This is a genomic window from Streptomyces montanus (assembly GCF_005786655.1).
Lineage (GTDB): Bacteria > Actinomycetota > Actinomycetes > Streptomycetales > Streptomycetaceae > Streptomyces > Streptomyces sporangiiformans.
On the sequence record NZ_VBZC01000022.1, the window covers coordinates 12473 to 34403 of the forward strand.

The following is a 21931-nucleotide window of genomic DNA, read 5'->3' on the forward strand; positions in this document are numbered from 1 at the left end:
CCCGTCATCCTGGGCCGTACGCCCGTTCCCGCTGGACGCGGTGCGGCTGGGCGACGGCGTCTTCCGCAGCAAGCGCGACCTGATGCTCGAGTACGCCCGGGCGTACCCGGCGGACCGGATCCTCGCCGTATTCCGGGCCAACGCCGGACTCGACACGCACGGTGCCCGGCCGCCCGGCGGCTGGGAGACCTCCGACGGCAACCTCCGCGGCCACTACGCGGGCCACTTCCTCACCCTGATCGCTCAGGCGTACGCCGACACGCGCGAGGCCGAACTCAAGGCGAAGCTGGACTACTTGGTCACGGCGCTCGGCCAGTGCCAGGAGGCACTGGCGGAGAACGGCTCGCCGCGGCCCAGCCACCCCGGCTACCTGGCGGCGTACCCGGAGACACAGTTCATCCTGCTGGAGAGCTACACGACGTACCCGACGATCTGGGCGCCGTACTACACCTGCCACAAGATCATGAGAGGTCTCCTGGACGCCCACACCCTGGCCGGCAACGCACAGGCTCTGGAGGTCGCCTCGAAGATGGGCGACTGGGTGCACAGCAGACTCGGCCGTCTTCCGAAGGAACAGCTGGAGCGGATGTGGTCGATCTACATCGCGGGTGAGTACGGCGGGATGAACGAGGTGATGGCGGACCTGTACGCCCTCACCGGCCGAGAGGAGCATCTCGCCGCGGCCCGCTGCTTCGACAACACGGCACTGCTGAAGGCGTGTTCGGAGGACCGGGACATCCTGGAGGGCAAACACGCCAACCAGCACATCCCGCAGTTCTCCGGCTACCTGCGGCTGTTCGACCACACCGGGGAGGACACCTACGCCGCCGCGGCCCGCAACTTCTGGGGGATGGTCGTCGGCCCCCGGACCTACAGCCTGGGCGGCACCGGTCAGGGGGAGATGTTCCGCGCCAGGGGCGCGATCGCGGCCACCCTGGACGACAAGAACGCCGAGACCTGCGCGACGTACAACATGCTCAAGCTGAGCCGGTACCTGTTCTTCCACGACCAGGACCCGGCGTACATGGACTACTACGAGCGGGCCCTGACCAACCAGATCCTCGCCTCCCGCCGGGACGCCGGCAGCACCGGCAGCCCCGAGGTCACGTACTTCGTCGGAATGGGACCGGGAGTACGACGCGACTACGGCAACACCGGAACCTGCTGCGGCGGCACCGGGATGGAGAACCACACCAAGTACCAGGACTCGATCTACTTCCGCTCCGCCGACGGGAAGTCGTTGTACGTCAACCTCTATCTCGCCTCCACCCTGGAGTGGCCGGAGAAGGGCTTCGTCATCTCGCAGCGGAGCGCTTTCCCCGACGAGGGGGCGAGCACGCTCACCGTGATGGAGGGAAGCGGCCGACTCGACCTCAGACTGCGCGTACCGGCCTGGGCCACCCGGGGCTTCACGGTCACCGTCAACGGGGTCCGGCAGCCCGGCCGCGCGGTGCCGGGCAGCTACCTCACGGTGAGCCGGAGTTGGTCGCGCGGAGACCGTATCCGGGTGTCGGCCCCCTTCGGCCTGCGCATCGAGAAGGCCCCCGACGACCCGACCGCACAGTCCCTGTTCTACGGCCCGGTCCTCCTCGTGGCCCGGAGCACGGAGCCGACGTTCCGCTCCTTCTCCTTCTACAAGGACTTCACGCTCCGCGGCGACCTGGCGGACGCGGTCCGGCCTGAGGGCCGACCGATGCACTTCACCACCCACGGCCTGGTCCTCGCACCGTTCCACATCGGCGACGACAGCAACTACCACGCGTACTTCAAGCGGTCGGAACCCGTCATCGTGTTCGGCGCGGCCGACTCGGGCGTTCCCAACCGCGACCGCGGCGACGGCACGACCTTCCTCGATCTGGTCTGGAACCAGGCGCCGTTCACGACGTCCGGCAGGTTCGTCCGTGCGGTACGCGCAACGGCGGGCGACTGGCTGTCCGAGGGCCTGCTCACCAGGAGTGAACGCGACCGGGTGGTGGCCGCGGCGACCCGCGCCGACCTGGAGTCCTGAGCCGCCGGGCGACCCGAATCCATCGCGCCGGGGGGCATTTCGGCCTGTCCCCCGGCGCGAATGGCTGGAGATCGCCCTAGTACGCCGACGCGCGGGTCCATACGATGCGCGATGACTCACAGCCTTCACGATTCCTCCACAAGGCTGCGAGTGAGCTTCACATTTGGCATGCCCATGCCCGGAGCCCACATGCGCATGCCTGCTCAATCCAACGCACCTGGTCAGCGACGGTCTCCATGCAGACGGAGACCGCACCCCCCAACCCCGGCGGCGCAGGCACCTGCCCGCGCCGCCCGGATCGCCGAAGCTCCGGATTGGAGAAACATGGCTAGTGGACTGCTCATGAGCGGCGCGGCCGCCGCGGCACTGTTCGCCTCCGCGCTCCCCGCGCAGGCCTCGTCTTCCGTGATCACCGACCCGCCCCCGGACAAGATCGTGATCGAGGTCGCCACGGTCAACGGATCGGGCTGTCCCCAGGGAACGGCCGCCATCGCCGTCTCGCCGGACAACACGGCCTTCACGGTGACGTACAGCGACTACCTCGCCCAGGTGGGCGGTGGGGCCGGCCCCACCGCGTTCCGCAAGAACTGCCAGCTCAACCTCAACGTCCACGTCCCGGGGGGCTTCACCTACGCGATCGCGAGCGTCGACTACCGGGGCTTCGCCTCACTCCAGCCGGGCGCGAACAGCACTCAGAAGGCCTCGTACTACTTCCAAGGGTCGTCGAACACCCACTCCAGAACCCATCCGTTCAGCGGCCCGTACAACGACAACTGGCAGGCAACCGACAGCACCGACTGGGCACAGCTGGTCTGGGCGCCCTGCGGAGTGCAGCGGAACTTCAACATCAACACGGAACTCCGCGTCAACGCGGGAACCTCCGCGCCCGGCAGCACCAGCTTCATGACCATGGACTCCACGGATGGTGACATCAGCACCATCTACCACCTGGCCTGGAAGGAGTGCCCCGGTAAGTGACCCGGGGTATGCGGCTCCCCGGTCCGCGCCATGCGGTGCGGACCGGGGAGCCGCCATCGTCACTTCGCGAAGCGACTGAGGAACTGCTCGAGCGACGCGGCGAGGGCCTGGGGAGTCTCCTCCGTCGGAAAGTGCCCGCAGCCGTCAAGTACGTCGAGTTCGGCGTTCGGGTACCACTCCAACCACGTACCCCGGGCTGCGTCGGCACCCAGCACCGGGTCGTTCGCACCGGTGACGACGAGTACGGGGGTGCGGTTGCCGCGTACGCGCTCGTGAAAGTCGGTGGTCGACCAGGACTCCAGGTAGCCGCGGAAGGCCTCCGGTGTGGTCCGCTCCAGCGAGCGGCTCACCATCGCGTCCAGCCAGGCGTCGTCCTCCTGGCCGCCGGTGACGGTGTCGATGATGACCCGCCGGTTCGCCGGGTTCTCCACGGCGCCGTAGAACAGATCGCGGTACTCCCCCTCCAGCGGGAAGCCGGAGGCGGGCATCGGGGCGACACCGATGAGCGACCGGACCCGTTCGGGCGCGTTCAGCAGCGCCAACTGAGCGGCGATCGCACCCATGGAGTGACCGACGACGGAGAAGGTGTCCCAGTCCAGGTCATCGGCCACCGCGAGAACATCCGCGGCGATCTCCTCCATCGTGAAGACGCCCGCCGTCTGCTGGGCCTCCCCGCAGCCGCGGCAGTCCGGGAAGGCGTAGCTGAACGCCTCGCCGTTCAGATGCTCTCGCATCGGCGCGAACGCCGTCCGATCGCCGAACCAATGATGGAGCAGGATCACCCGCCCCGCACCGCTGCCCTGGACCTCGTACGGAATGACATCTCGCGCCACCATGAACCCCTGAACGTCGGATCGTTTCCGCCGCCCTCAGGATCCTGCGCCCCGCCGAGCCCGACCGACCACGGCGCACCAGAACCGAACCTCCGGACACCCGAACAGCTCACGGACGCCGCGGCGCATCAGTGCTTTCGGGAGCGGTTGTGCGGGTGCGGGATGTGGTGCGGTTCGTGGACGTACCAGTAGCGACCGACGAGGGCGCCGCCGAAGACGACGAAGCCGACACCGACGAGCCAGGACGTCACGATCAGGACGGTGCCGACCGAACCGTACGAGACCGCGTTGCTCACGATGAGCGGCGAGAAGACCAGGGACGAGAACAGGCGCAGGCCGCCCAGGCCCACCATCGTGGCGACGGCACCCGGCAGGAGGGCGCGCCAGGAGATCCGGCCGCCGAGCAGGAATCGCTGCCCCCACCAGAAGAAAAGCCCGCCGAGCAGCGCGCTCAGCCCGATCCGGGTCCATGAGCGCAGGGTGCCCGACCCCAGGGCGGCCCCGCTCTGCGCTTCGGCGAAGAGGTAGGCCGTCAGAGCGACGAGCCACACCGCGCGTCGCCATACCGCGTGCCAGCGCCCGGCCGGCAGGTCCCACACCTTTTCGTAGCCGGTCTGGACACTGCCCGCGAACGGCACGCCGAAGAGCGCGAGCAACACCACGCTCAGGACGCTGGTCGTGCTCAGGACCTTGCGGGGTGCGGAGAAGAGGTCCTGCACGGCGTCGGCGGGGCGCCCGGACAGCCCCATGCCGTCCACGACCCACAGGGCGAAGCCGCGTTCCTGGCTCGGGGCCGCCGCCGCGACCACGATCAGCAGCGGGGCGAGCGTCACCAGCCCCAGCGCGGCGAAGCCCATGGCCCGGTGCATCAGCTCCACTTCCTTGCCGCGCTGCCATACGCGCGTGCACCTGACGTGGAGGAAGCGGCCCAGTTCCCTCGACCGGTGCCATCGGCCGCCGAGGTGATCCCGGCTCCTGCCGGACCGGCCGTCGCCCGTGGAACCCGGACCATCAGGTGAACCAGAAGAGTCAGTGGCCCCAGAGGATTCAGACACCCCAGAGGCATCAAATGCCCCAGAAGAATCAGGAGCCCCCGGTGGGCCGGATGGCTCAGATGGGCCCGACGGTTTTCCGAGTCCTCCGGAGCCGGCAGGTCTGACGGGTTCGCCGGGCGGGTCGTGCTCGCCGCTCGGCCCCTGGCCGAGAGGGCCGCGACATACCTGCCGCAGTGGTGGCACGACCCCGTGGCGCATGCGTGGTCACCTCGTCCTGTTCCCGTGCACCGGCTTGGGCTCGTCCCCGCACCGGACGGGCCCGTGCACGGCGAGTGGCTGCTTCCAGCGTGCCCCGACGGCTCCGGATGTGCGACCGGCTGAGCAGCCGAGCCCTACCCGCCGCCGGGGAGGCGGCGTGAGCCCGTGACATCGATGCTGAAGACCTCGGCGGTGTCGTACCCGTACATCACGTACAGAGCGTCGCCGATGAGCGCCACGTCGGCGCGGTTGCCCCCGGGGTCGGTGCGCGGCTTCTCCCGCCACAGCACACGACCATCGGTGCGGTCCAGGGCGACCACCCGGCCGCTGGCGGCAGCGAGGTACAGTGCGCCGCGCCGGCCTGAGACGGCGGGCGCACTCAGCCACTCCACCCCTGTTGCCTTCGTCCACAGCCGCTTGCCGCCGGTGGTGGCGGCGGTGACCTCGCCGTTCTGCCGTACGAAATACAGCGTGTCGCCCACCAGGGAGGGTACGACCGCCTCGTTGGGGATCGACGGGCTCAGCTTCACCCGGCGCTTCGCCCCACTGTCCCGATCGACGAACAGGAGGGTGGTGTAGGCGGGGCTGTCCTTCCCGCCGTCCTCCACGTAGAGGGACTCACTTCCCCGCGTACCCAGGAAATACGCCGAGGAGGGCAGTGAGAAGATCCGCTTCGGCTCTCCCGAGCCAGGATCGAGGGCGTACAGTTCGGTCGGCTCGGAGCTGAGGGAGTCGAGGGGACCACATTCGGCGTAGGGGTGGCCGTTCTGCACGGTGGGGCGGCACGTCAGTTGGTCGCTGACCCGCTTCGACCATTTGATGTCGCCGGTACGGGCGTCCACCGCCTGGAACGTTTCCGCGTCCCAGTCCTGGACGAGCACGGCATGGCCACGGCCACGCACAAACGTGGTTCCCTGGTACGCGCCGCCGATGTCGGTCCACCACTCCTGCTTGCCGTCGCTGAGGCGGTACCCCGCCAGCCGTGTCTTCTCACCGTCGTTGACCTCTGTCACGGCCTGCACGAACCCGTCGGACACCCCGATGATGTCGGTGATGGTCTCGTTCGGCGGATCGGGCCACACAGGGCGCCCGGTGGCGGCGTCCAGCCGGGTAAGGGCGACCCCCTGCCCTCCGCAGTAGAGGCCGGAGCCGGAACGGAGGCATCGGTCGCCGGTCGACGAGGCGACGTTGATCGGCCCCAGGTCACCCGGCACCACGCCGGAGGACGACTCGGGGAGCCTGCGGTGCCAGGCGCTCCAGCCGGGCGGCAGCGAGGCGGCCACCGTCGTCGGACGCTCCTCCCGGGCCACTTTCGGCCGGTCGGTGGGCCCGAAGGCGGCGATCGCCCCAATGATCGCTCCGGCTAGACCGGCGACCGTCCCGCCCATCACCAGCGCCCGGCGTACGCCGACCGGCCACCCCTGACGGGGCGTCCGGCCCGCGGCGAGGAAGTCCGCGCTGTCACCGTCACTGCTGTCACCGTCACTGCTGTCACCGTCACCGCAGTGACCGTCGCGGCCGTCATCGGCGGCGGGCAGTGTCCGCAGCCGCTCCAGCAGCCGGTCGAGCCCAGGTCGCGTCGCCGGTTCCTTGCCGAGACAGTCCGCGGCGATGCCGCGCAGCGGTTCGGTCACCCCCTCCAACTCGGGAGGCTCGTGCACGACCTGATAAGCCGTCATGTAGGGGCTGTCCGCGTCGAAGGGGCTGCGCCCCATGGCCGCGAACACCAGTACCGCCGCGAGCGAGAAGACATCCGATTCCGGGCCCACTTCGCGCGGAGTGTTCAACTGCTCCGGGGACATGAAGGGCGGCGTGCCCATGACACGCCCCGTCATGGTCAGCGTCTTGTTGTCCGCCGCCCGCGAGATACCGAAGTCGATGACGCGTGGGCCTTCTTCCGACAGCACGATGTTGGCGGGCTTGAGGTCACGGTGCACCACGCCCACGCGGTGGATGTCGCGCAACGCCTCGGCCAGCCCAATCGCCAGCTGCCGCAGCTCCGCACTGCTCAGCGGGCCGTCCGCCGCGACCCGCTCGGCGAGCGTGGGTCCTGGCACGTATGAGGTCGCCATCCAGGGGAGCGGGGCGTCCGGGTCCGCGTCCACGACGGCAGCGGTGAACGCGCCGCTCACCCGCCGGGCCGCCGAGACCTCCTGTTGGAACCGCACCCGGAACTCGTCGTCATCGGCGAACTGTTGGTGCACCAGCTTCAGCGCGATACGGCGCCCCGACTCCGAACGGGCCAGGTACACCGTACCCATGCCGCCAGAGCCGAGCCGGTCCTCCAGCGTGTAACCGCCGATGGAGCCCGGGTCCCCTGCACGCAACACCATCCGCTTCCCCTGCCCGACACCAGATGTGACGCCACTCTAGGCCCAATGACTGTGCGTCAGTTCGCCGCGTGAGGACGGCATGGCTGTCACGGAACTGGCGACCCTCCGCAAGCCCCCATCAGCCGCGCAGCATGTCGCCGAACCTCACGTCCGCCCACGGACATGGGGCCTCGAAGGCAGTCCCGAGCGCACGGTCGCCGTCAAGACGCTGATCACCCTGCTGCCCCGCGAGAACCCGACCGAGCAGGGTCTGGAGCCCTGGTAGCCGGATCTCGCCGATCCTCTGCGTTGGCGGCAGGTGAAGAGATACCGTCCGGTGGGGCGGCAGCGGGGAAACGCCCGTGCGGGTGAAGGAAACGGGGGCGGTTCGGGATGAGTGACACGACGTCGGCGGCGGACAGTGGCGGCCGTGGGCTGTTCGACGACTTCGGGGCCTTCCGCACCCCGACGACCGACGACTTCACCGCCGTGCTGACGGCCGGCCTCGTAGCGCCGGACGCCAATGTGCTGCTGAACCTCTACCGCTACACGGAGCAGGCACGCACCGATCTCCTCGGGGCGATCGAGGCCCTGGGGGACCGGCTCTGGGTGCCGCACCAGGTCCTCGTGGAGTTCTGGCGGAACCGGGAGACCACCATCAGCGAGGCCCGGTCGACCGGCGCGAAGGCCGCGCAAGAGATGGCCGGGCACGCCACCTCCGCAGTGCAGATGTTGCGTACCTGGGCCAACCGAGTGGCCCTTCCCGACGAGGAGTTCGAGCGTCTTCGTACCCGGCTGACCGCGGTCTTCGACGAGGTACGGAACAGCATCGAGGAGGTCGGTGAGGGCGAATGGCAGGACATCACCCATGACACCGGCACCGACCCGGTGATCGCGAAACTGGAGAGCGCGCTCGATGGCAGCGTCGGCCCTCGCTTCACAGCCGACGAACACGACGCGCTCGTCGCCGAAGGCATGAAACGCGTCAGCAAGCGCATCCCTCCGGGGTACATGGACGCCAAGAAGGACGGCGACGGAGCGTCCGGCGACTTCCTGGTGTGGGAGCAGCTTCTCCGGGAGGCCTCGCGCCGCGAGTGCGACGTACTGTTCGTGACCGCGGACGCCAAGGAGGACTGGTGGCGCAAGGAGCGCGGTTACAACCGCGGCCCTCGCCCCGAGCTGACCGCGGAACTCCGGACACGTGGCGGCGGCCGTCTCTTCCTGCTGTCCCCCAAGCAGTTCCTGGAGATCGCGGCGCCCGTCCTGCGGTTCAACCTCCAGGAGGGCTCGGTCGAGGACATCGAGCGGGTCGAACGCATCGAGGCCGAGGACACTCACGGCGGCTGGACCCTCAAAGCCATCGAGGCCCTGTTCAACGGGCTCACCTACGAGGGCTACGGCAACCGCACCCAGGTCATCAGGCACGCGGCCGAGATGGACGGGTACGTGGACGCGAAGACCGTGTACGAGATCTGCGGCTATGACGCCGACCGCACTCTCAAGGGCTTCACCAAGCCCATCAACCGGATCAGCGGCTACCTGCGGGAGCAGGACCTGGTGGCGGACTCCGCGGTACCGGTCCTGACCGCTGAGTACGAACAGGGTCCGGGTAAGGCCTCCGGTTTCTCCCTGCACCCGCTCCTCGTAACGCTGGTCAACGAGATGACGGGCGAGGACGAGGAGTAGCGGTCACGTCCATGGACAGGCCCTGTTGGCGAATCCGTCCGGCGGCGCGCGATCCAGGCACGCACTCCGCGAAAGCGTGAACACTTTCCGGGAAAGTGTTCACGCTTTCGCAGCTGGTGCCCCGGCAGGGGAATCGGCCAACAGCTTCATGGACGTGGTGTTGCGGAGACACACGAAGCGGTGACGTGGAGTTACAGACCGTCACGCACCATGGCGGCGACGATCTGGACGTGGCGATCGGCCGCCGTGTTGGAGAACTCGTTCTCGTAGTTCAGACCGTAGGGCCAGAAGTGTCCGCCACCGGTGGACAGTTTGGCGCCCGAACCGTCGAACCGCTGGACGAGTGCCGTCGCCTGGGCGCCGCGCCAGGTGCCGCTGCCGCCGAGGGAGGACCAGCCCGAACTCGTGCCCACGCCGATGGTGTGGGCGATCTCGTGCAGAGCCGTCCTCTGGGTCATGTAGCTGCGGTTGCCGAAGCGGATGGTTCCGTTGATGTTGCCGTCAGCGGTGGGCACGCCCGGGTCGTAGCGGACGGTGATGGTCTTGCCCAGGTCGCTGAGGTTGTTGTAGCGGGCCACCGCGGCGTTCATGGCTGCCGTGATGAGGTCGTAGGCCGCCCGCTGGTCCGCGGTGGGGTTGCTCGCCCGTTCAAGGGTCCAGGTGATGCTGGCCGCCGCTGCCCTCGGTTCCTGGGATGCCGATGCGGCCTGCGGGGCGGCGGCTTGTGGGGCGGCGGCTTGCGCGACGCTCGGCCCGGCCAGAACGGCCGCTGCCAGCGCGGCTATGACCACCTTGCTGCGCCACGGCATGGCCGTTCGCTCAGCGGGCTCCGTGGCCCGTCTTGGACTCATTGAGAAGTCCTCCTGTGGGGGGTGAGACCGTCGGGTGTGGCAATGACGGCATGACCAGTCCGTCCGTTGAGGAAGCGGAGCGGAATGGAGCGAAGTGGAGCGATGGTGGGCTCACTGACGAGCGGGCTGGATGTTTGCGCAAACACGAGGAACCCACGGCACGTGCCGTAAGTATCCAGCCGAGAAGTGAAGCGTCAAGAGTCCCCGCACAGGCAACGTCACACGTCGGCCAACCCCGGGGCCGGGCACGGGGATTGGAAGGTGCCGGCGCGTGCGACTGAGGCCGCCGAGCCGCAGACAGGAGCCGAGCTTGGTGATCGGCAGGCCTGCGGGCTCGGTGGCCTCTTGGTTTCAGTCCTGGATGTTCACCCAGAACTCGTCGTTGTCGTAGAGAACGCGGTCGCTGAAGTAGTACCAGCGCAGCAGGGAGCCGGCGGCGGTGTTTTCGCTCTTGGGCACCGCGCGGACCGAGAAGGCCCAATCGTGGCTGGAGGCGCCCTCCTCCGTCGACTGGAACGGGTACTCGTCGCAGTCCTTGGTATTGGTGTCATACGGGGGCAGGCCGCGCGAGCCCGCATACGGACCTTGTCGCTTGCAGGCGTCGTCCTTGTAGTCCTCGTTGCTCCGGGCGACGAGACCGCCGTAAGGCACCCGGTGCAGGCCCCGTTCATTCCTCTGCCCCGGGTAGTACTTGCCCGGGATGTCCTTCCGGTCGAATTCAATGGGGTAGGTCCGCTCCGGCATGTTCTGGGCGGTGCGGATGTGCTGGGCGACGCCCGTCACCCGATCGTCGCTGATCTTGTACCGGAGGTTCGGAACGACCTCGTAGTTGACGCAGGCCCTCGGATAGCGCTCGCCGAAATGCGCGAAGTAGTCAGCCGAGTCGCAGCGGATCGTGTGTTGCTCCGAGCGCGCCGGCCGGATCTTGTAGCCGCCGCCGGAGCCGTCGACGCGAAAGTGCCACCGGTCGTAGGACACTTTGTCCCGACCCCTGCCGGCGGATTCATCGGAGCGCACGTCCCAGTGCATCCAGTCGTCGCGGTACTCCCACTCCTCCCAGGTGTGTTCGATCCCGCTGCCGGTGGCCCAGCAGTACTCCAGCGGCTCCGCGCAGTCGGACAGGACATTCATCCGAAGGGAGGGAACGGTGAACAGCCGGTCCCACAGGCTCCAGACGTCGTTGTCGAGGGAGTCTTCCTCTACCTGAAGATAGGTACGGACGCCGCGGGTCTTGCCGGCCCCGACAGCAGCCGCGCGAAAGGCGACCGTGGTGATGCCTTGCAGCTCCGGCCTGCCGTTGATCACCTTGAAGTACTCAAGGCCGAGCCGGCCCTTCTGGCACCAGAGCCAGCGGTTGAAGGTCTTGCCCTTCGTGGAGCCGGCCTCTTCCCTGTCGAGGCAACGCTCGATGGTCGCCGGAGGGGTGGCGCCCCATTTCGTCGGAGGGGTCAACTCGGCTGCGGCCCGGGGCGTGGGGTTGTCGCCGTCACCGTCGCCGTCGCCGGTGAGCGGCACTTTCGAGGTGTCGGCGTATGAACGGGCGCCCGCCTTTTCCGCTGCCGCCAGCGCCCTGCGCCCGGCCTCCGCTGCGGAGAGTGGCTCGCCCCTGGCTTCCAGCCCGGGCATCTCCCAGCGCTTCAATCCGCTGGGCGGTGCCTGCTTTTGTGTCGTTTCCTGGTTGGCGGTGAGGTTCCTCGGGGCTTCATCCTCAGCCCGGTCCATGGCGTCGTCCTTGGCCGTCCCGTACGGCATGAGTACGGGCTTGCCGAACCACGTGCCCTCCTCCGGCTCCCCGGCTCCCGTACGGTCCGGCGCCGCGGACAGCCGCGCCGCTTCTGAACCGGGTGACGCCGGCTCCGCCGTGGCGTTCGGAGCCGAGAGTGTCGCGAGCAGCGGCAGTGCCGCCAGGGCCGCGACGACCCGGCTTCGACGACGGTGGTGCATGCGATGTAACTTCACGCTTGGTGCTCCCCGTATTGCGGTGCTCATGACATATGCCGCTGGGGTTCCTGCCCGACAGCGCGCGCCCAACACAGGGTGAATCGAGCCAATATCGGGGCACAAGAGCCGCAAGGCGGCTACTGCGTAAGTGGTGAAGGGAGTCGACGGCCGTGTCCGCAGCCGAAACACTGGAAGCCTGGAGCCGCATCGACGCATGGCTCGCGCGCCATGCTCCCGGTTACCGTGCACACCTCAACGCACCTGTCGTCGCAGAGGAGTTGCGCCAAGCGGAGCGGCAACTGGGCGTGGTCTTCTCCCCCGATCTGACGGCATGGTGGAGTCGGATGAACGGGCTCGCACCGGATGCGCGCTCGGGCGCGCCTTCGTACCAGGGGCATCTGCTGCCGGAGTACAACGACCCGTACCCGCTCGCCCAAGTGCTCGAACGTCGCGCCCTGCACCTCGAAGCGGTCGGAGAGACGGTTCCGCCCTCTCTGGCCGACCAGTTGGCCGCGTGGCTCACACGGTGCGGCGAGGACCCCGCCGGCACGTTGTACCCGGACGAGGCGAGCGCTGTCTGGCTCCCTCAGTGGCTGCCGCTCGCCGGAGACGGCATGGGCGGTGGCCTCTTCACCGATCTGCGACCGGGCGAACTGCACGGATGTGTGGTCCGCTTCACCCGCACCGGCCACGCCGCGGAGCCCGAGTGGACCAGTGTGGCCGGCATGCTCACCTTCGTCGCGGACGCCCTCTCGGACGTGGCTCCGGACAACGGTGACCTTGGAGACGGCACCCACATCGGACGTTGGCCGGTTCCTCGCGGGTGAAGGGTCGGGGGGAGACCTTGACGAGTGTCAGCGGAGGTCCATGGGGGTGCAAGGGGACGGCCGCTGCTCGGGGCGGGCCGGCGCGATGATCGTCGGAGCACATCCGGGCGGGACGAGGCTGTCCGCTGCCAGGACCTGGCAGCGAGCCAGTCCGTGCCGGGACCACAGTGCGGCCGTCCACGCGCAGAGCAGGGCGTCGATGAGGTCTTCCCGATGCTTGTAGTCGACTGCCCGCTGAGGTGAGGGCTCATCGAGCAGCCGACGGGAAACCGGATGGGACGAGAGCAGGAGCGGCGGATCCGCCGTGGCCAGGCCCGACATACGCGCGATCAGCGTGTCGCACTCCTCGGCCCGCACCGCTCGCCACTGAGCCGTCGGCACGCGCGCCGGCCGGCGCTTGTACGTCGGGCGCTCCTGGTCATAGCCGAGCTCGGCGGCCCCGACCAACGTCGTGTACGGGTAGCACTCGGACATGACCAGCCCACCCGTCGGCGGCCCTCCCCTGCCGTCGTCGTAGGACCAGCCGGACTCCCGCAGCCGTTCCCGCAGAAGCACTCCGGCCAGCCGGGGGGAGTTCTGGTTGGTGCTGTTCGCACTCACCTTCCACCGGCCGTACCGCCGGCCGACCTCCCGTTCGCACAACCGCTGGCCGGCCGGATTGTCAACGACCAGCGGCGCGTCGACAAAGGTCAGGGTCGATCCGTCGACAGCTGTCTTGGCCAGCCATGACATCGTCTCCTCGAGCCCACAGGTCCAGCCGCAATCGATCACCACACCGCGCCCGTCGATGGCGGCCACGCCGGTCTCATTGGGCTTGACAGAGCCTTCGCCCGGCGCCCAGGCGAGGTCGATGCCTATGAACCGCTCCATCCCCATACCTCGGTACTACCAGAGAACTGCCCGTTCCGGACACGTCGGCCGGGGCACCACCGCGAGAGCGTGAACACTTTCCGGGAAAGTGTTCACGCTTTCGCGGATGACTTGCGGGCGATGAACAGCAGGTACTCCCACTCCATGGCCGTGCTGCCCGCCCCTTGGTCGTATCGCCGGGCGAGGTCGGCGAGGTCGCGGTCCAGCGCGGCGGTGCGGGCAGGGTCATCGGCGATGGCCCGGTAGGTGGCGATGGTCGGGCCGTAGCGCGCCTTGAAGTAGTCGCGGAACTCCTCAGGGCTCTTGAAGCGGTCGACCAGCAGCGTCTGTTTACGCGCCTCGATGTCAGTGATCCGGTCTCCGAACAGGGCGCGGACGTGGTCCTCGTCTCCCCACAGGGGCGGGGGCTGCGCGCCCGGCGGGGGCGGCGGCGCGTAGGGCCTCATCGTGGCGAGCATCTGGCCGAGGAAGCCCTCGGGCGTCCAGCTGAGCAAGCCGATCGTGCCCCCCGGGCGGCAGACGCGTACGCATTCGTCGGCCGCGGCCTGGTGATGCGGGGCGAACATGACCCCGACGCAGGACAGCACAGTGTCGAACTCGCCGTCCGCGAACGGCAACGCCTCGGCGTCGGCCTGTCGCCACTCCACTTCGGCGCCGCGCTGCGCGGCAAGTCGCCGTCCGACCTCGAACAGCTCCGGGGTCAGGTCACAGGCCACCACGCTCGCCCCGGCCAGCGCCGCCGGTATCGCGGCGTTGCCCGAGCCGGCCGCCACGTCCAGCAGCCTCCTCCCTTGGCCTTCGCCCCGGGGAGACTCCAACTCGCTTCGCTCGCCAACGCCACGCACCCCGCACGCCTCGACGAGGATCTCACCCAGCTCGGGGATGATCTCGGCGGCCACGGCAGGGTAGTCACCCTGCGCCCACATCGCCCGGTGCCTGGCTTTCAGTGCACGGTCAACCTCAACCGCGTCGGTCGATTCGCTCACGACAGCACTCCTTCCGGACACTTGCGAGGCACCACGACGACGGTGTGGCCAACGACGAACCCGTGTCTGCCACGGATCCGATCCTAGGAACGGGGTATGCCGTCTCCTAGTCCCAGATCTGTACCGGAGCGCAGTCATTCGACACCATCCGGCCACTGCTGGGTTGGTTTGTCCGACGGCGGGGCATACCCTGCGCGGCATGGGGTCCTCGTATCGCCAGTTCTGCCCGGTCGCCAAGGCGATGGAGCTGCTCGACGAGCGCTGGACGTTGCTCATCGTCCGTGAACTCGTCATCGACAGCCGACGTTTCAATGAGTTGCGCCGCGGTGTGCCAAGGATGTCCCCCACGCTGCTGTCCAAGCGGCTGCACCAACTGGTGCGCGCCGGCGTCGTGGAGAGGCAGACCGACGGCAAGGAGGTGCAGTACGTTCTGACCGCGGCCGGACGTGAGCTGCGGCCCGTGATCGAGGCACTCGGCGTCTGGGGCACCCGCTGGATCGGACAGATCGGCGACGCGGATCTCGACCCGAAACTGCTGCTGTGGGACCTGCGCCGAAACGTCGTCCGAGATGCCGTCCCCGACGGACGGACGGTGGTCCACTTCAACTTCCCGGACGCCCCCACGGGCACTCGCTACTGGTGGCTGGTGATCACACCCGAGGACACCGACGTCTGCGACGTGGACCCCGGCCACGCGGTGACGGTAACCGTCACCGCCGGCCTGCGCCGCATGATCGAAGTGTGGCGTGGTGACCTCAGCTGGTCCGAGGCTCTGCGTGTCGGCGCGGTCAGGGTGGACGGCCCCGAGGCGCTGCGCCGGGCCGTGCCGGGGTGGTTCACGCTGTCGGCGTTCGCCGCGGTGCCCCGGCCCGTCACCGTCACACCGGATTCGCGGTAGACGCCCTGGTGGCAGCGGCCACCGCGTCGACAAGCCGGGCAAGTGCTGCCGCGAGTGCGTTCAGACCCGGGCCCGCCGGGCCGCCCGGCTCGGACATGTAGACGTCCCGCCGGATCTCGATCATCAGCGCGCTGACCCTTGGGTCCTTCCCGTAGTACTTCAGCGGAATGTACGTCCCCTCGAAGGGACTGTTGACTCCCGTGCCGCCGAAGCCCGCGAACGCCTTCTCGGCGCGGGCCAGCAGATCGGCCGGGGTATGGAAGGCATCCCGGCCCAGGCAGATGGGCGGCCGGGGTCCATCACCGTGGAGCTCGTAGGGCAGACGCTCGGTCGGGTAGGAGTGGACGTCGATGATCACGGCCCGCCCGACGGCGTCCAGCCGCTCGGTCACAGCGTCCGTCATGGCGGCGGCGTACGGGGCGAAGTACCGCTCGATGAGCGGCTGGCCGTCGTAGTCGGCCGGCCGGAGCTCCTCCCGGTGGGTGGTCCGCGTGTAGACCGCGCCCATGCCGACGGCCAGCATCTCCTCCCGCTCGTCCGGGAATCGTTCGGGATCGACGACCAGCCGCGACAACTGGTTGACGAACCGCCAGGGCGCTGCGGCGCAGCGCTCGGCGGCCGTCGCCGCGATCCGGGCGGTGTGCGAGTCGGTGATGTGGTCCAACTCCCGCTCCAGGGCCTCGTCTTCAAGCACGATGCCGCTCCGTACGTCCCCGGGGATCACCCGCGAGGAGTGCGGGACGTGCAGGATCACAGGGGAGTCCGGTGCGCCCGGCAGGAGCAGACAGGAGGCCGACATGTCGTTCATTCTGGGGCCTTGCTAGGAGGCGTCCTCACCCGCCTCCAGCAGGGTGGCGGCCGCGCCCACGATGCTCGGGTCCACGCTGCCGACGACCTCCGCGTCCTTGTCCGTGTAGTCGAAGCGGGCCAGCACACTGCGCATGGCCTCGACCCGGGCCCGCTTCTTGTCGTTGCTCTTCACCACCGTCCACGGTGCGTACTGCGTGTCCGTCTCACGGAACATGGCGACCTTGGCGGCGGTGTAGTCGTCCCAGCGGTCCAGCGACGCCAGGTCCATCGAGCTCAGCTTCCACTGCCGTACCGGGTCGACCTGGCGGATCGTGAAGCGCGTGCGCTGCTCGCTCTGCGAGACCGAGAACCAGAACTTGACCAGGTCGACCCCGTCGTCGACGAGCATCCGCTCGAACAACGGCGCCTGGCGCATGAAGCGCCAGTACTCGTCGTCCGTGCAGAAACCCATCACGCGCTCGACTCCGGCCCGGTTGTACCAGGACCGGTCGAACATCACGATCTCACCCTCGGTCGGCAGATGCTCCACGTACCGCTGGAAATACCACTGTCCACGCTCGCGCTCGGTCGGCTTCTCCAGGGCCACCACCCGTGCACCGCGCGGGTTCAGGTGCTCGGTGAAGCGCTTGATCGTGCCACCCTTGCCTGCCGCGTCACGGCCCTCGAAGACGATGACGAGCCGGCGGCCGGTCTTCTTGATCCAGCTCTGCAGCTTCAGCAGTTCGATCTGCTGCAGCCGCTTGTGCCACTCGTACTCCTTGCGCTCCATCCGTTGCTCGTACGGGTAGTTCTCTCGCCAGGTGTCCACCGGACTGCCGTCCGGCCGGATCAGCACCGGGTCGTCGTGGTCGGTGTAGTCGACCCGTAGCCCCGCCGTCACCAGAGGTGTCATCCGGTCCTCCTTCCAGGAGCCTCAGTGGAACTGCGGCACGATCAGGTAGATGCCGTACGCGACCACGGCCGCGCAGGTGAGGAAGCACAGTCCTGCCTGGGCGAAGCCCAGCGCATGCGTGCCGCCGTCCTTCTCCCGTGCGGCCTCGACCTGCGCGAGGCCGAGGATGCCGATCGCGAAGACGACGACCACCGCGACGGTGACGCCCATGCTCACCGCGGCGACCTGTCCCAGAGCGGTCCAGTCCAGATGCATCGTTCGAACTCCCCTGACTCAGGCGGCCGCACCGACGTTCGCCGGCTGCGCGCCGCGGACGGTGACCTCGTGGTTGTCGTTGACGTTGTTCGCGTGCACCGGGTTACGCCGCGCGACGGCCACGATGGACGCGGCGACCGCGACGCCGGCCAGCGCGACCACCACGGTCCCGACGGTCCCGCCGTGCGTCACCACGCTCGCGGACAGACCGCCGACCAGCGCGGCCGCCGGCAGCGTGATCAGCCAGGCGACCACCATGCGGCCCGCGACACCCCAGCGCACCTCGGCCAGGCGTCGGCCGAGGCCCGCCCCGAGGATGCTGCCCGAGGCGACCTGCGTGGTGGACAGGGCGAAACCGAGGTGGGCGGAGGTGAGGATGACGGTCGTGGAGGCGGTCTCGGCCGCGAAGCCCTGCGGCGACTGGATCTCCGTGAGCCCCTTGCCCATGGTGCGGATGATCCGCCAGCCGCCGAGGTAGGTGCCCAGGCCGATGGCCAGTCCGGCCGACGCGATCACCCACAGCGGCGGGCCCGCGTCATGGCCCAGCGCACCCGCCGAGATCAGGGTCAGGGTGATGACACCCATCGTCTTCTGCGCGTCGTTCGTGCCGTGGGCGAGCGAGACGAGCGAGGCCGAGGCGATCTGCCCGAGCCGGAATCCCTTGGTCACCGAAGCCTCGCGGGCCCGGGCGGTGAGACGGTAGGCGAAGTAGGTGGCGATCAGCGCCGCGACGCCCGCCACGAGCGGCGAGGCCACCGCCGGGATCAGCACCTTCTCGACAACCTTGTCGAAGTTCACGCCGTGCGACCCCGCACCGACCCACACGGCCCCGACGAGCCCGCCGAACAGGGCGTGCGAGGAACTGGACGGCAGCCCGAGCAGCCAGGTCAGCAGGTTCCAGAGGATCGCACCGACCAACCCCGCGAAGATCATCCCCGGAGTGACGAGCGTGTCGTCCACGATGCCGCCGGAGATCGTCTTGGCGACCTCGGTGGACAGGAAGGCACCGACGACGTTGAGGACGCCGCTGATGAGGACCGCTGTTCTCGGCCTGAGCGCGCCGGTGGCGATGGAGGTGGCCATCGCGTTCGCCGTGTCGTGGAATCCGTTGGTGAAGTCGAAGGCCAGAGCCGTGACGATGACGACCGCCACGAGGAACGTGATGTGGTCCATCCCTCGATGCAAGCAATCGCAGGAGTACACACGGCGAACCGGAGGCAAAGCTCCCGTATGGAGGAGTGAAGGTGAACAGGCGTGTGGCGGCGTATCGGCCGCCTATGACGGGCCGGGGGCGGTGACGCCGTCTACGACGTGGCGCAGGAATCCGGACGCCGTGCCGCCGTCGCAGACGCGGTGGTCGAAGGTCAGGGACAGGTGAACGACCTTGCGTATCTCGAGGCGCCCGTCCACCGCCCAGGGGCGGTCGGTGACGCGGCCGACGCCGAGCATCGCCGCCTGGGGATGGTTGAGGAGCGGGGTGGCGCCGTCGACGTCGAACACGCCGTAGTTGTTGAGGGTGAAGGTGGCGCCGGTGCGGTGCTCGGTCGGCAGCGTGCCGCGTCGGGCGAGGTCGGTGAGCCGCCGGAGTTCGCCGGCGAGGCCGACGAAGGGCAGGCGGGCGGCATCCCGTACGACGGGTACGGCCTGCCCGTGCGCGGTCTGGGCGGCGAAGCCCAGGTGCACCTGCGGCATTCGGACGATGTCCGCGCGGTCGGTGTCGATACGGGCGTTCAGTTCGGGGAAGGCGGCGAGGGCCGCGAGGGTGCACCGGGCCAGCAGCGGCAGCAGGCCCGTCCCGAACGTGGCACGGGCGGCGAGCAGTTCGGTGGCGTCCGCGTCCGCCCAGATGGTCACGGCCGGTGAGTCGCGGTGGCTGCGGAGGAACTTCTCGGCCGTGGCGTCCATGGGGATCCGCGTTCCGCTGAGGGCGGGGGAAAGCAGTGTCTGCCGGTCCTCGCCTTCCCGGGCCGCCGGCAAGGGGCTCCGCTGCGGCCCCCTTGTCCCGTAACCCGTCAGCACGGCACCGGAACCGAGTTCCGACGACGCGCGGGCGGTCTTCTCGCCCACCGACAACAGCGCCGCCCCTACCTGGACGATCTCCCCGGCCTCGCAGTGCCGGGCCGTCACCGTCCCGGCGAACGGGCTCGGCAGGGTCACCACGGACTTGGCCGTCTCGACCTCGACGACGACCTGGTCATGTGTGACGGTGTCGCCCACGGCGACCTTCCAGTCCAGCACTTCGGCTTCCGTCAGCCCTTCGCCCAGGTCGGGCAGGCTGAAGGTCCGGTCGGAGGGGACCGGCTCGGCGGTGCGTGCCACCCGCTGATCGCGGTGTCCGCCGCTCGTACGGCGGCCGGGCAGCAGGCGGCGCAGACCGTCGAGTACCCGTCCCACATCCGGTAGATGGGCACTCTCCAGCAGCGGCGGCGGGTACGGGATGTCCAGGCCCGTGACGCGCAGGACCGGTGCGCGCAGCGCCTCGAAGCAGCGCTCCTGTACCCGGGCCGCGATCTCGGCGCCGACGCCGGCGAAGCCCTGGGCCTCGTGCACGACCAGGCAGCGGCCTGTACGCCGTACCGACGCGGTGAGCGCACGGTCGTCGAGGGGGACGAGGGTGCGCAGGTCCAGCACTTCCACGTCCAGTCCCTCGGCCTCGGCCTCGCGGGCCGCCGCCAGGGCCACGGCGACCGACGGCCCGTAGGCGACGAGCGTGGCGTCGCGTCCGGCGCGGCGGACCGTTGCCGCGCCGAACGGTTCGGTGCGGACGGGGAGTTCGACGTCGTCCTTCGACCAGTAGTGCCGTTTGGGCTCCAGGAACACCACCGGATCCGGGTCCTCGACGGCCTCGCGGAGCAACGAGTACGCGTCCGCGACCGTCGCCGGTGTCACGACTTTCAGGCCCGCCGTGTGCGCGTAGTACGCCTCGCTGGAGTCGCTGTGGTGCTCGACTCCGCCGATGCCGCCGCCGTACGGGACACGGATGACGAGGGGCAGGGCGAGGGCGCCGCGGGTGCGGTTGCGCGTCTTGGCCACGTGGGAGGCGATCTGCTCGAACGCCGGGTAGGCGAACGCGTCGAACTGCATCTCCACGACGGGCCGGAAGCCGGCCATCGCCATGCCGACCGCCAGTCCGGCGATTCCGGCCTCGCACACCGGTGTGTCGAAGCAGCGCCGATCACCGAACGCGTCGGCGAGCCCGTCGGTGACCCGGAACACGCCGCCGAGCCGGCCGACGTCCTCGCCGAAGACGACGACGCGTTCGTCCGCGTCGAGGGAGTCCCGCAGTGCGGCGTTCAGGGCCTGCGCCATCGCGGTGGCCGCCATCTCAGCGTCCTTCCCACTCGGTCCGCAGGGCGGCGCGTTGCTCGGCGAGCTGTGCTGTCGTGGTGCTGAACACGTGGTCGAGCAGCGTGAGCGGGTCCAGAGCGGGATCCTCGCTGAGCCGGGTGCGCAGGTCGGAGGCGTACGCCTCCGCCTCGGCGGCCGTGGCCGCGATGTCGGCGTCCGTCACCATGTCCTCTTCGCGCAGCCAGGTCTCCAGCCGGTCGATCGGGTCCCGCCCGCGCCAGACCTCGGCCTCCGCCGCCGGACGGTACCGGGAGGGGTCGTCGGCGCTGGTGTGCGGGCCCACACGGTAGGTGTGCGCCTCGACCAGCCAGGGGCCGCCGCCCGACCGTGCGTCCGCCACGGCGGCCGTCAGTACGGCGAGCACGGCCGCGGCGTCGTTGCCGTCCACCTGTTCCGAGCGGACGCCATAGCCGACTCCCTTGTACGCCAGGCTCGGTGCCGCGCTCTGGCCGGAGAGCGGGACGGAGATGGCGTAGCGGTTGTTCTGCACCAGGAAGACCACCGGTGCCCGCAGGACGCCGGCGAGGTTGACGGCCTCGTGGAAGTCACCTTCGCTCGTGGCTCCGTCGCCCACGAGAGCGAGGGCGACCGTGTCCGTTCCCTTGAGCCGCTCTCCGTGCGCCAGCCCGGTGGCGTGCGCGGCATGGGTGGCCAGCGGGGTGCACTGTGGCGCGGTGCGGTGCCGCACCGGGTCGTAACCGCAGTGCCGGTCGCCGCGCAGCAGTGTCAGGGCTTCGACGGCGTCGATACCGCGGCTGACCAGCGCGACGCAGTCGCGGTAGGTGGGGAAGAGCCAGTCCGTGGCGCGCAGTGCGAGCGCGGCGCCCACCTGGCACGCCTCCTGACCCAGGCTCGACGGGTGCACCGCGAGCCTGCCCTGCCGCGCGAGCGCGGTCGCCTGCTCGTCGAAGCGGCGCCCGACGACCATCTTCCGGTACGCATCGAGCAGCAGGTCCGGCGCGGGTTCGGTGTACCTCCGGGCCATTGGACCGTCGGCCGTCACCGTCGCATCGAATTCTCTTGCTTTGCCATTCGATGAAAGAAAGGAAACCGGAACTTGGGAGGGCAACCAGGGTGAAGGGTCTACCCATTCCATTGCGGGTGCATGCGTCGGTATCTCGACCATTTCCCGGCATCCTTTCGTCATGGCGTGTGCGCCTCGGATGTTCATCCATGACTTGAC

Annotated in this window: 19 protein-coding genes; 6 read left to right on the forward strand and 13 right to left on the reverse strand. The window is 69.2% G+C overall.

Going from position 1 to position 21931, the window contains the following annotated elements:
* Nucleotides 1-2008: glycoside hydrolase family 127 protein (locus FE633_RS20920; RefSeq protein WP_246113741.1), on the forward strand; the 2008-nt coding region annotated here is incomplete at its 5' end.
* 324 nt (nucleotides 2009-2332) lie between these two features.
* Nucleotides 2333-2986, forward strand: coding sequence for a DUF4360 domain-containing protein (locus FE633_RS20925; protein ID WP_138046683.1), 654 nt, complete (start codon nucleotides 2333-2335; stop codon nucleotides 2984-2986).
* A 59-nt stretch (nucleotides 2987-3045) separates the two neighbouring features.
* Here FE633_RS20925 and FE633_RS20930 read toward each other — a convergent pair whose 3' ends face one another.
* From FE633_RS20930 to FE633_RS20940, 3 genes are all read right to left on the reverse strand, one after another.
* The gene (locus FE633_RS20930) at nucleotides 3046-3822 is read right to left on the reverse strand and encodes an alpha/beta fold hydrolase (protein WP_171060051.1); all 777 of its coding nucleotides are present in this window, start codon (nucleotides 3820-3822) and stop codon (nucleotides 3046-3048) included.
* Nucleotides 3823-3947: 125 nt separating this feature from the next.
* Nucleotides 3948-4688, reverse strand: coding sequence for a YihY/virulence factor BrkB family protein (locus FE633_RS20935; RefSeq protein ID WP_171060052.1), 741 nt, complete (start codon nucleotides 4686-4688; stop codon nucleotides 3948-3950).
* A gap of 518 nt (nucleotides 4689-5206) precedes the next feature.
* Nucleotides 5207-7405 carry a serine/threonine-protein kinase gene (locus FE633_RS20940; RefSeq protein ID WP_138046685.1) on the reverse strand — a complete coding sequence of 733 codons (2199 nt, stop codon included), beginning with the start codon at nucleotides 7403-7405 and terminating at the stop codon, nucleotides 5207-5209.
* A gap of 79 nt (nucleotides 7406-7484) precedes the next feature.
* Between FE633_RS20940 and FE633_RS20945 the strand changes: the two genes are divergently transcribed.
* Both FE633_RS20945 and FE633_RS20950 read left to right on the forward strand, forming a co-directional pair.
* A complete protein-coding gene (locus FE633_RS20945) occupies nucleotides 7485-7670 on the forward strand; it encodes a hypothetical protein (protein WP_138046686.1) in 186 nt (61 codons plus the stop codon).
* 107 nt (nucleotides 7671-7777) lie between these two features.
* Nucleotides 7778-9070: a PIN-like domain-containing protein gene (locus tag FE633_RS20950; protein ID WP_138046687.1), complete on the forward strand. Its 1293-nt coding sequence runs from the start codon at nucleotides 7778-7780 to the stop codon at nucleotides 9068-9070.
* Between the two features lie 191 nt (nucleotides 9071-9261).
* On the opposite strand, the gene FE633_RS20955 is transcribed toward FE633_RS20950, so the two are convergent.
* Nucleotides 9262-9879, reverse strand: coding sequence for a hypothetical protein (locus FE633_RS20955; protein WP_138046768.1), 618 nt, complete (start codon nucleotides 9877-9879; stop codon nucleotides 9262-9264).
* Between the two features lie 393 nt (nucleotides 9880-10272).
* Nucleotides 10273-11880 carry a NucA/NucB deoxyribonuclease domain-containing protein gene (locus FE633_RS48520; RefSeq protein WP_138046688.1) on the reverse strand — a complete coding sequence of 536 codons (1608 nt, stop codon included), beginning with the start codon at nucleotides 11878-11880 and terminating at the stop codon, nucleotides 10273-10275.
* Between the two features lie 152 nt (nucleotides 11881-12032).
* Between FE633_RS48520 and FE633_RS20965 the strand changes: the two genes are divergently transcribed.
* The gene (locus FE633_RS20965) at nucleotides 12033-12689 is read left to right on the forward strand and encodes an SMI1/KNR4 family protein (RefSeq protein WP_138046689.1); all 657 of its coding nucleotides are present in this window, start codon (nucleotides 12033-12035) and stop codon (nucleotides 12687-12689) included.
* A 27-nt stretch (nucleotides 12690-12716) separates the two neighbouring features.
* Here the strand turns inward: FE633_RS20965 and FE633_RS20970 are convergent, their stop codons facing one another.
* The gene (locus tag FE633_RS20970) at nucleotides 12717-13559 is read right to left on the reverse strand and encodes a DUF429 domain-containing protein (RefSeq protein ID WP_246113742.1); all 843 of its coding nucleotides are present in this window, start codon (nucleotides 13557-13559) and stop codon (nucleotides 12717-12719) included.
* Nucleotides 13560-13651: 92 nt separating this feature from the next.
* Nucleotides 13652-14545 (reverse strand): class I SAM-dependent methyltransferase, encoded by an 894-nt coding sequence (locus FE633_RS20975; RefSeq protein WP_138046691.1) that lies wholly within the window; start codon nucleotides 14543-14545, stop codon nucleotides 13652-13654.
* Nucleotides 14546-14744: 199 nt separating this feature from the next.
* Between FE633_RS20975 and FE633_RS20980 the strand changes: the two genes are divergently transcribed.
* Entirely contained in the window at nucleotides 14745-15443 is a 699-nt protein-coding gene (locus FE633_RS20980; RefSeq protein WP_138046692.1) for a winged helix-turn-helix transcriptional regulator, read from the forward strand.
* Here FE633_RS20980 and FE633_RS20985 read toward each other — a convergent pair.
* The 6 genes from FE633_RS20985 to FE633_RS21010 all read right to left on the reverse strand — a co-directional run bounded on the left by FE633_RS20985 (nucleotide 15424) and on the right by FE633_RS21010 (nucleotide 21874).
* On the reverse strand, nucleotides 15424-16251 hold the full coding sequence (locus FE633_RS20985) for an N-formylglutamate amidohydrolase (RefSeq protein ID WP_138046693.1): 828 nt from the start codon (nucleotides 16249-16251) through the stop codon (nucleotides 15424-15426). The genes FE633_RS20980 and FE633_RS20985 overlap by 20 nt on opposite strands.
* A 12-nt stretch (nucleotides 16252-16263) precedes the next feature.
* Entirely contained in the window at nucleotides 16264-17145 is an 882-nt protein-coding gene (ppk2, locus tag FE633_RS20990; RefSeq protein ID WP_138046694.1) for a polyphosphate kinase 2, read from the reverse strand.
* A 21-nt stretch (nucleotides 17146-17166) separates the two neighbouring features.
* A complete protein-coding gene (locus FE633_RS20995; RefSeq protein ID WP_138046695.1) occupies nucleotides 17167-17400 on the reverse strand; it encodes a hypothetical protein in 234 nt (77 codons plus the stop codon).
* Between the two features lie 18 nt (nucleotides 17401-17418).
* Nucleotides 17419-18573, reverse strand: coding sequence for an inorganic phosphate transporter (locus FE633_RS21000; protein ID WP_138046696.1), 1155 nt, complete (start codon nucleotides 18571-18573; stop codon nucleotides 17419-17421).
* A gap of 102 nt (nucleotides 18574-18675) precedes the next feature.
* Nucleotides 18676-20724 (reverse strand): 2-oxo acid dehydrogenase subunit E2, encoded by a 2049-nt coding sequence (locus tag FE633_RS49805; RefSeq protein WP_138046697.1) that lies wholly within the window; start codon nucleotides 20722-20724, stop codon nucleotides 18676-18678.
* Nucleotide 20725: 1 nt separating this feature from the next.
* Nucleotides 20726-21874 (reverse strand): thiamine pyrophosphate-dependent enzyme, encoded by a 1149-nt coding sequence (locus FE633_RS21010; protein ID WP_425473201.1) that lies wholly within the window; start codon nucleotides 21872-21874, stop codon nucleotides 20726-20728.
* Nucleotides 21875-21931 lie beyond the last annotated feature (57 nt).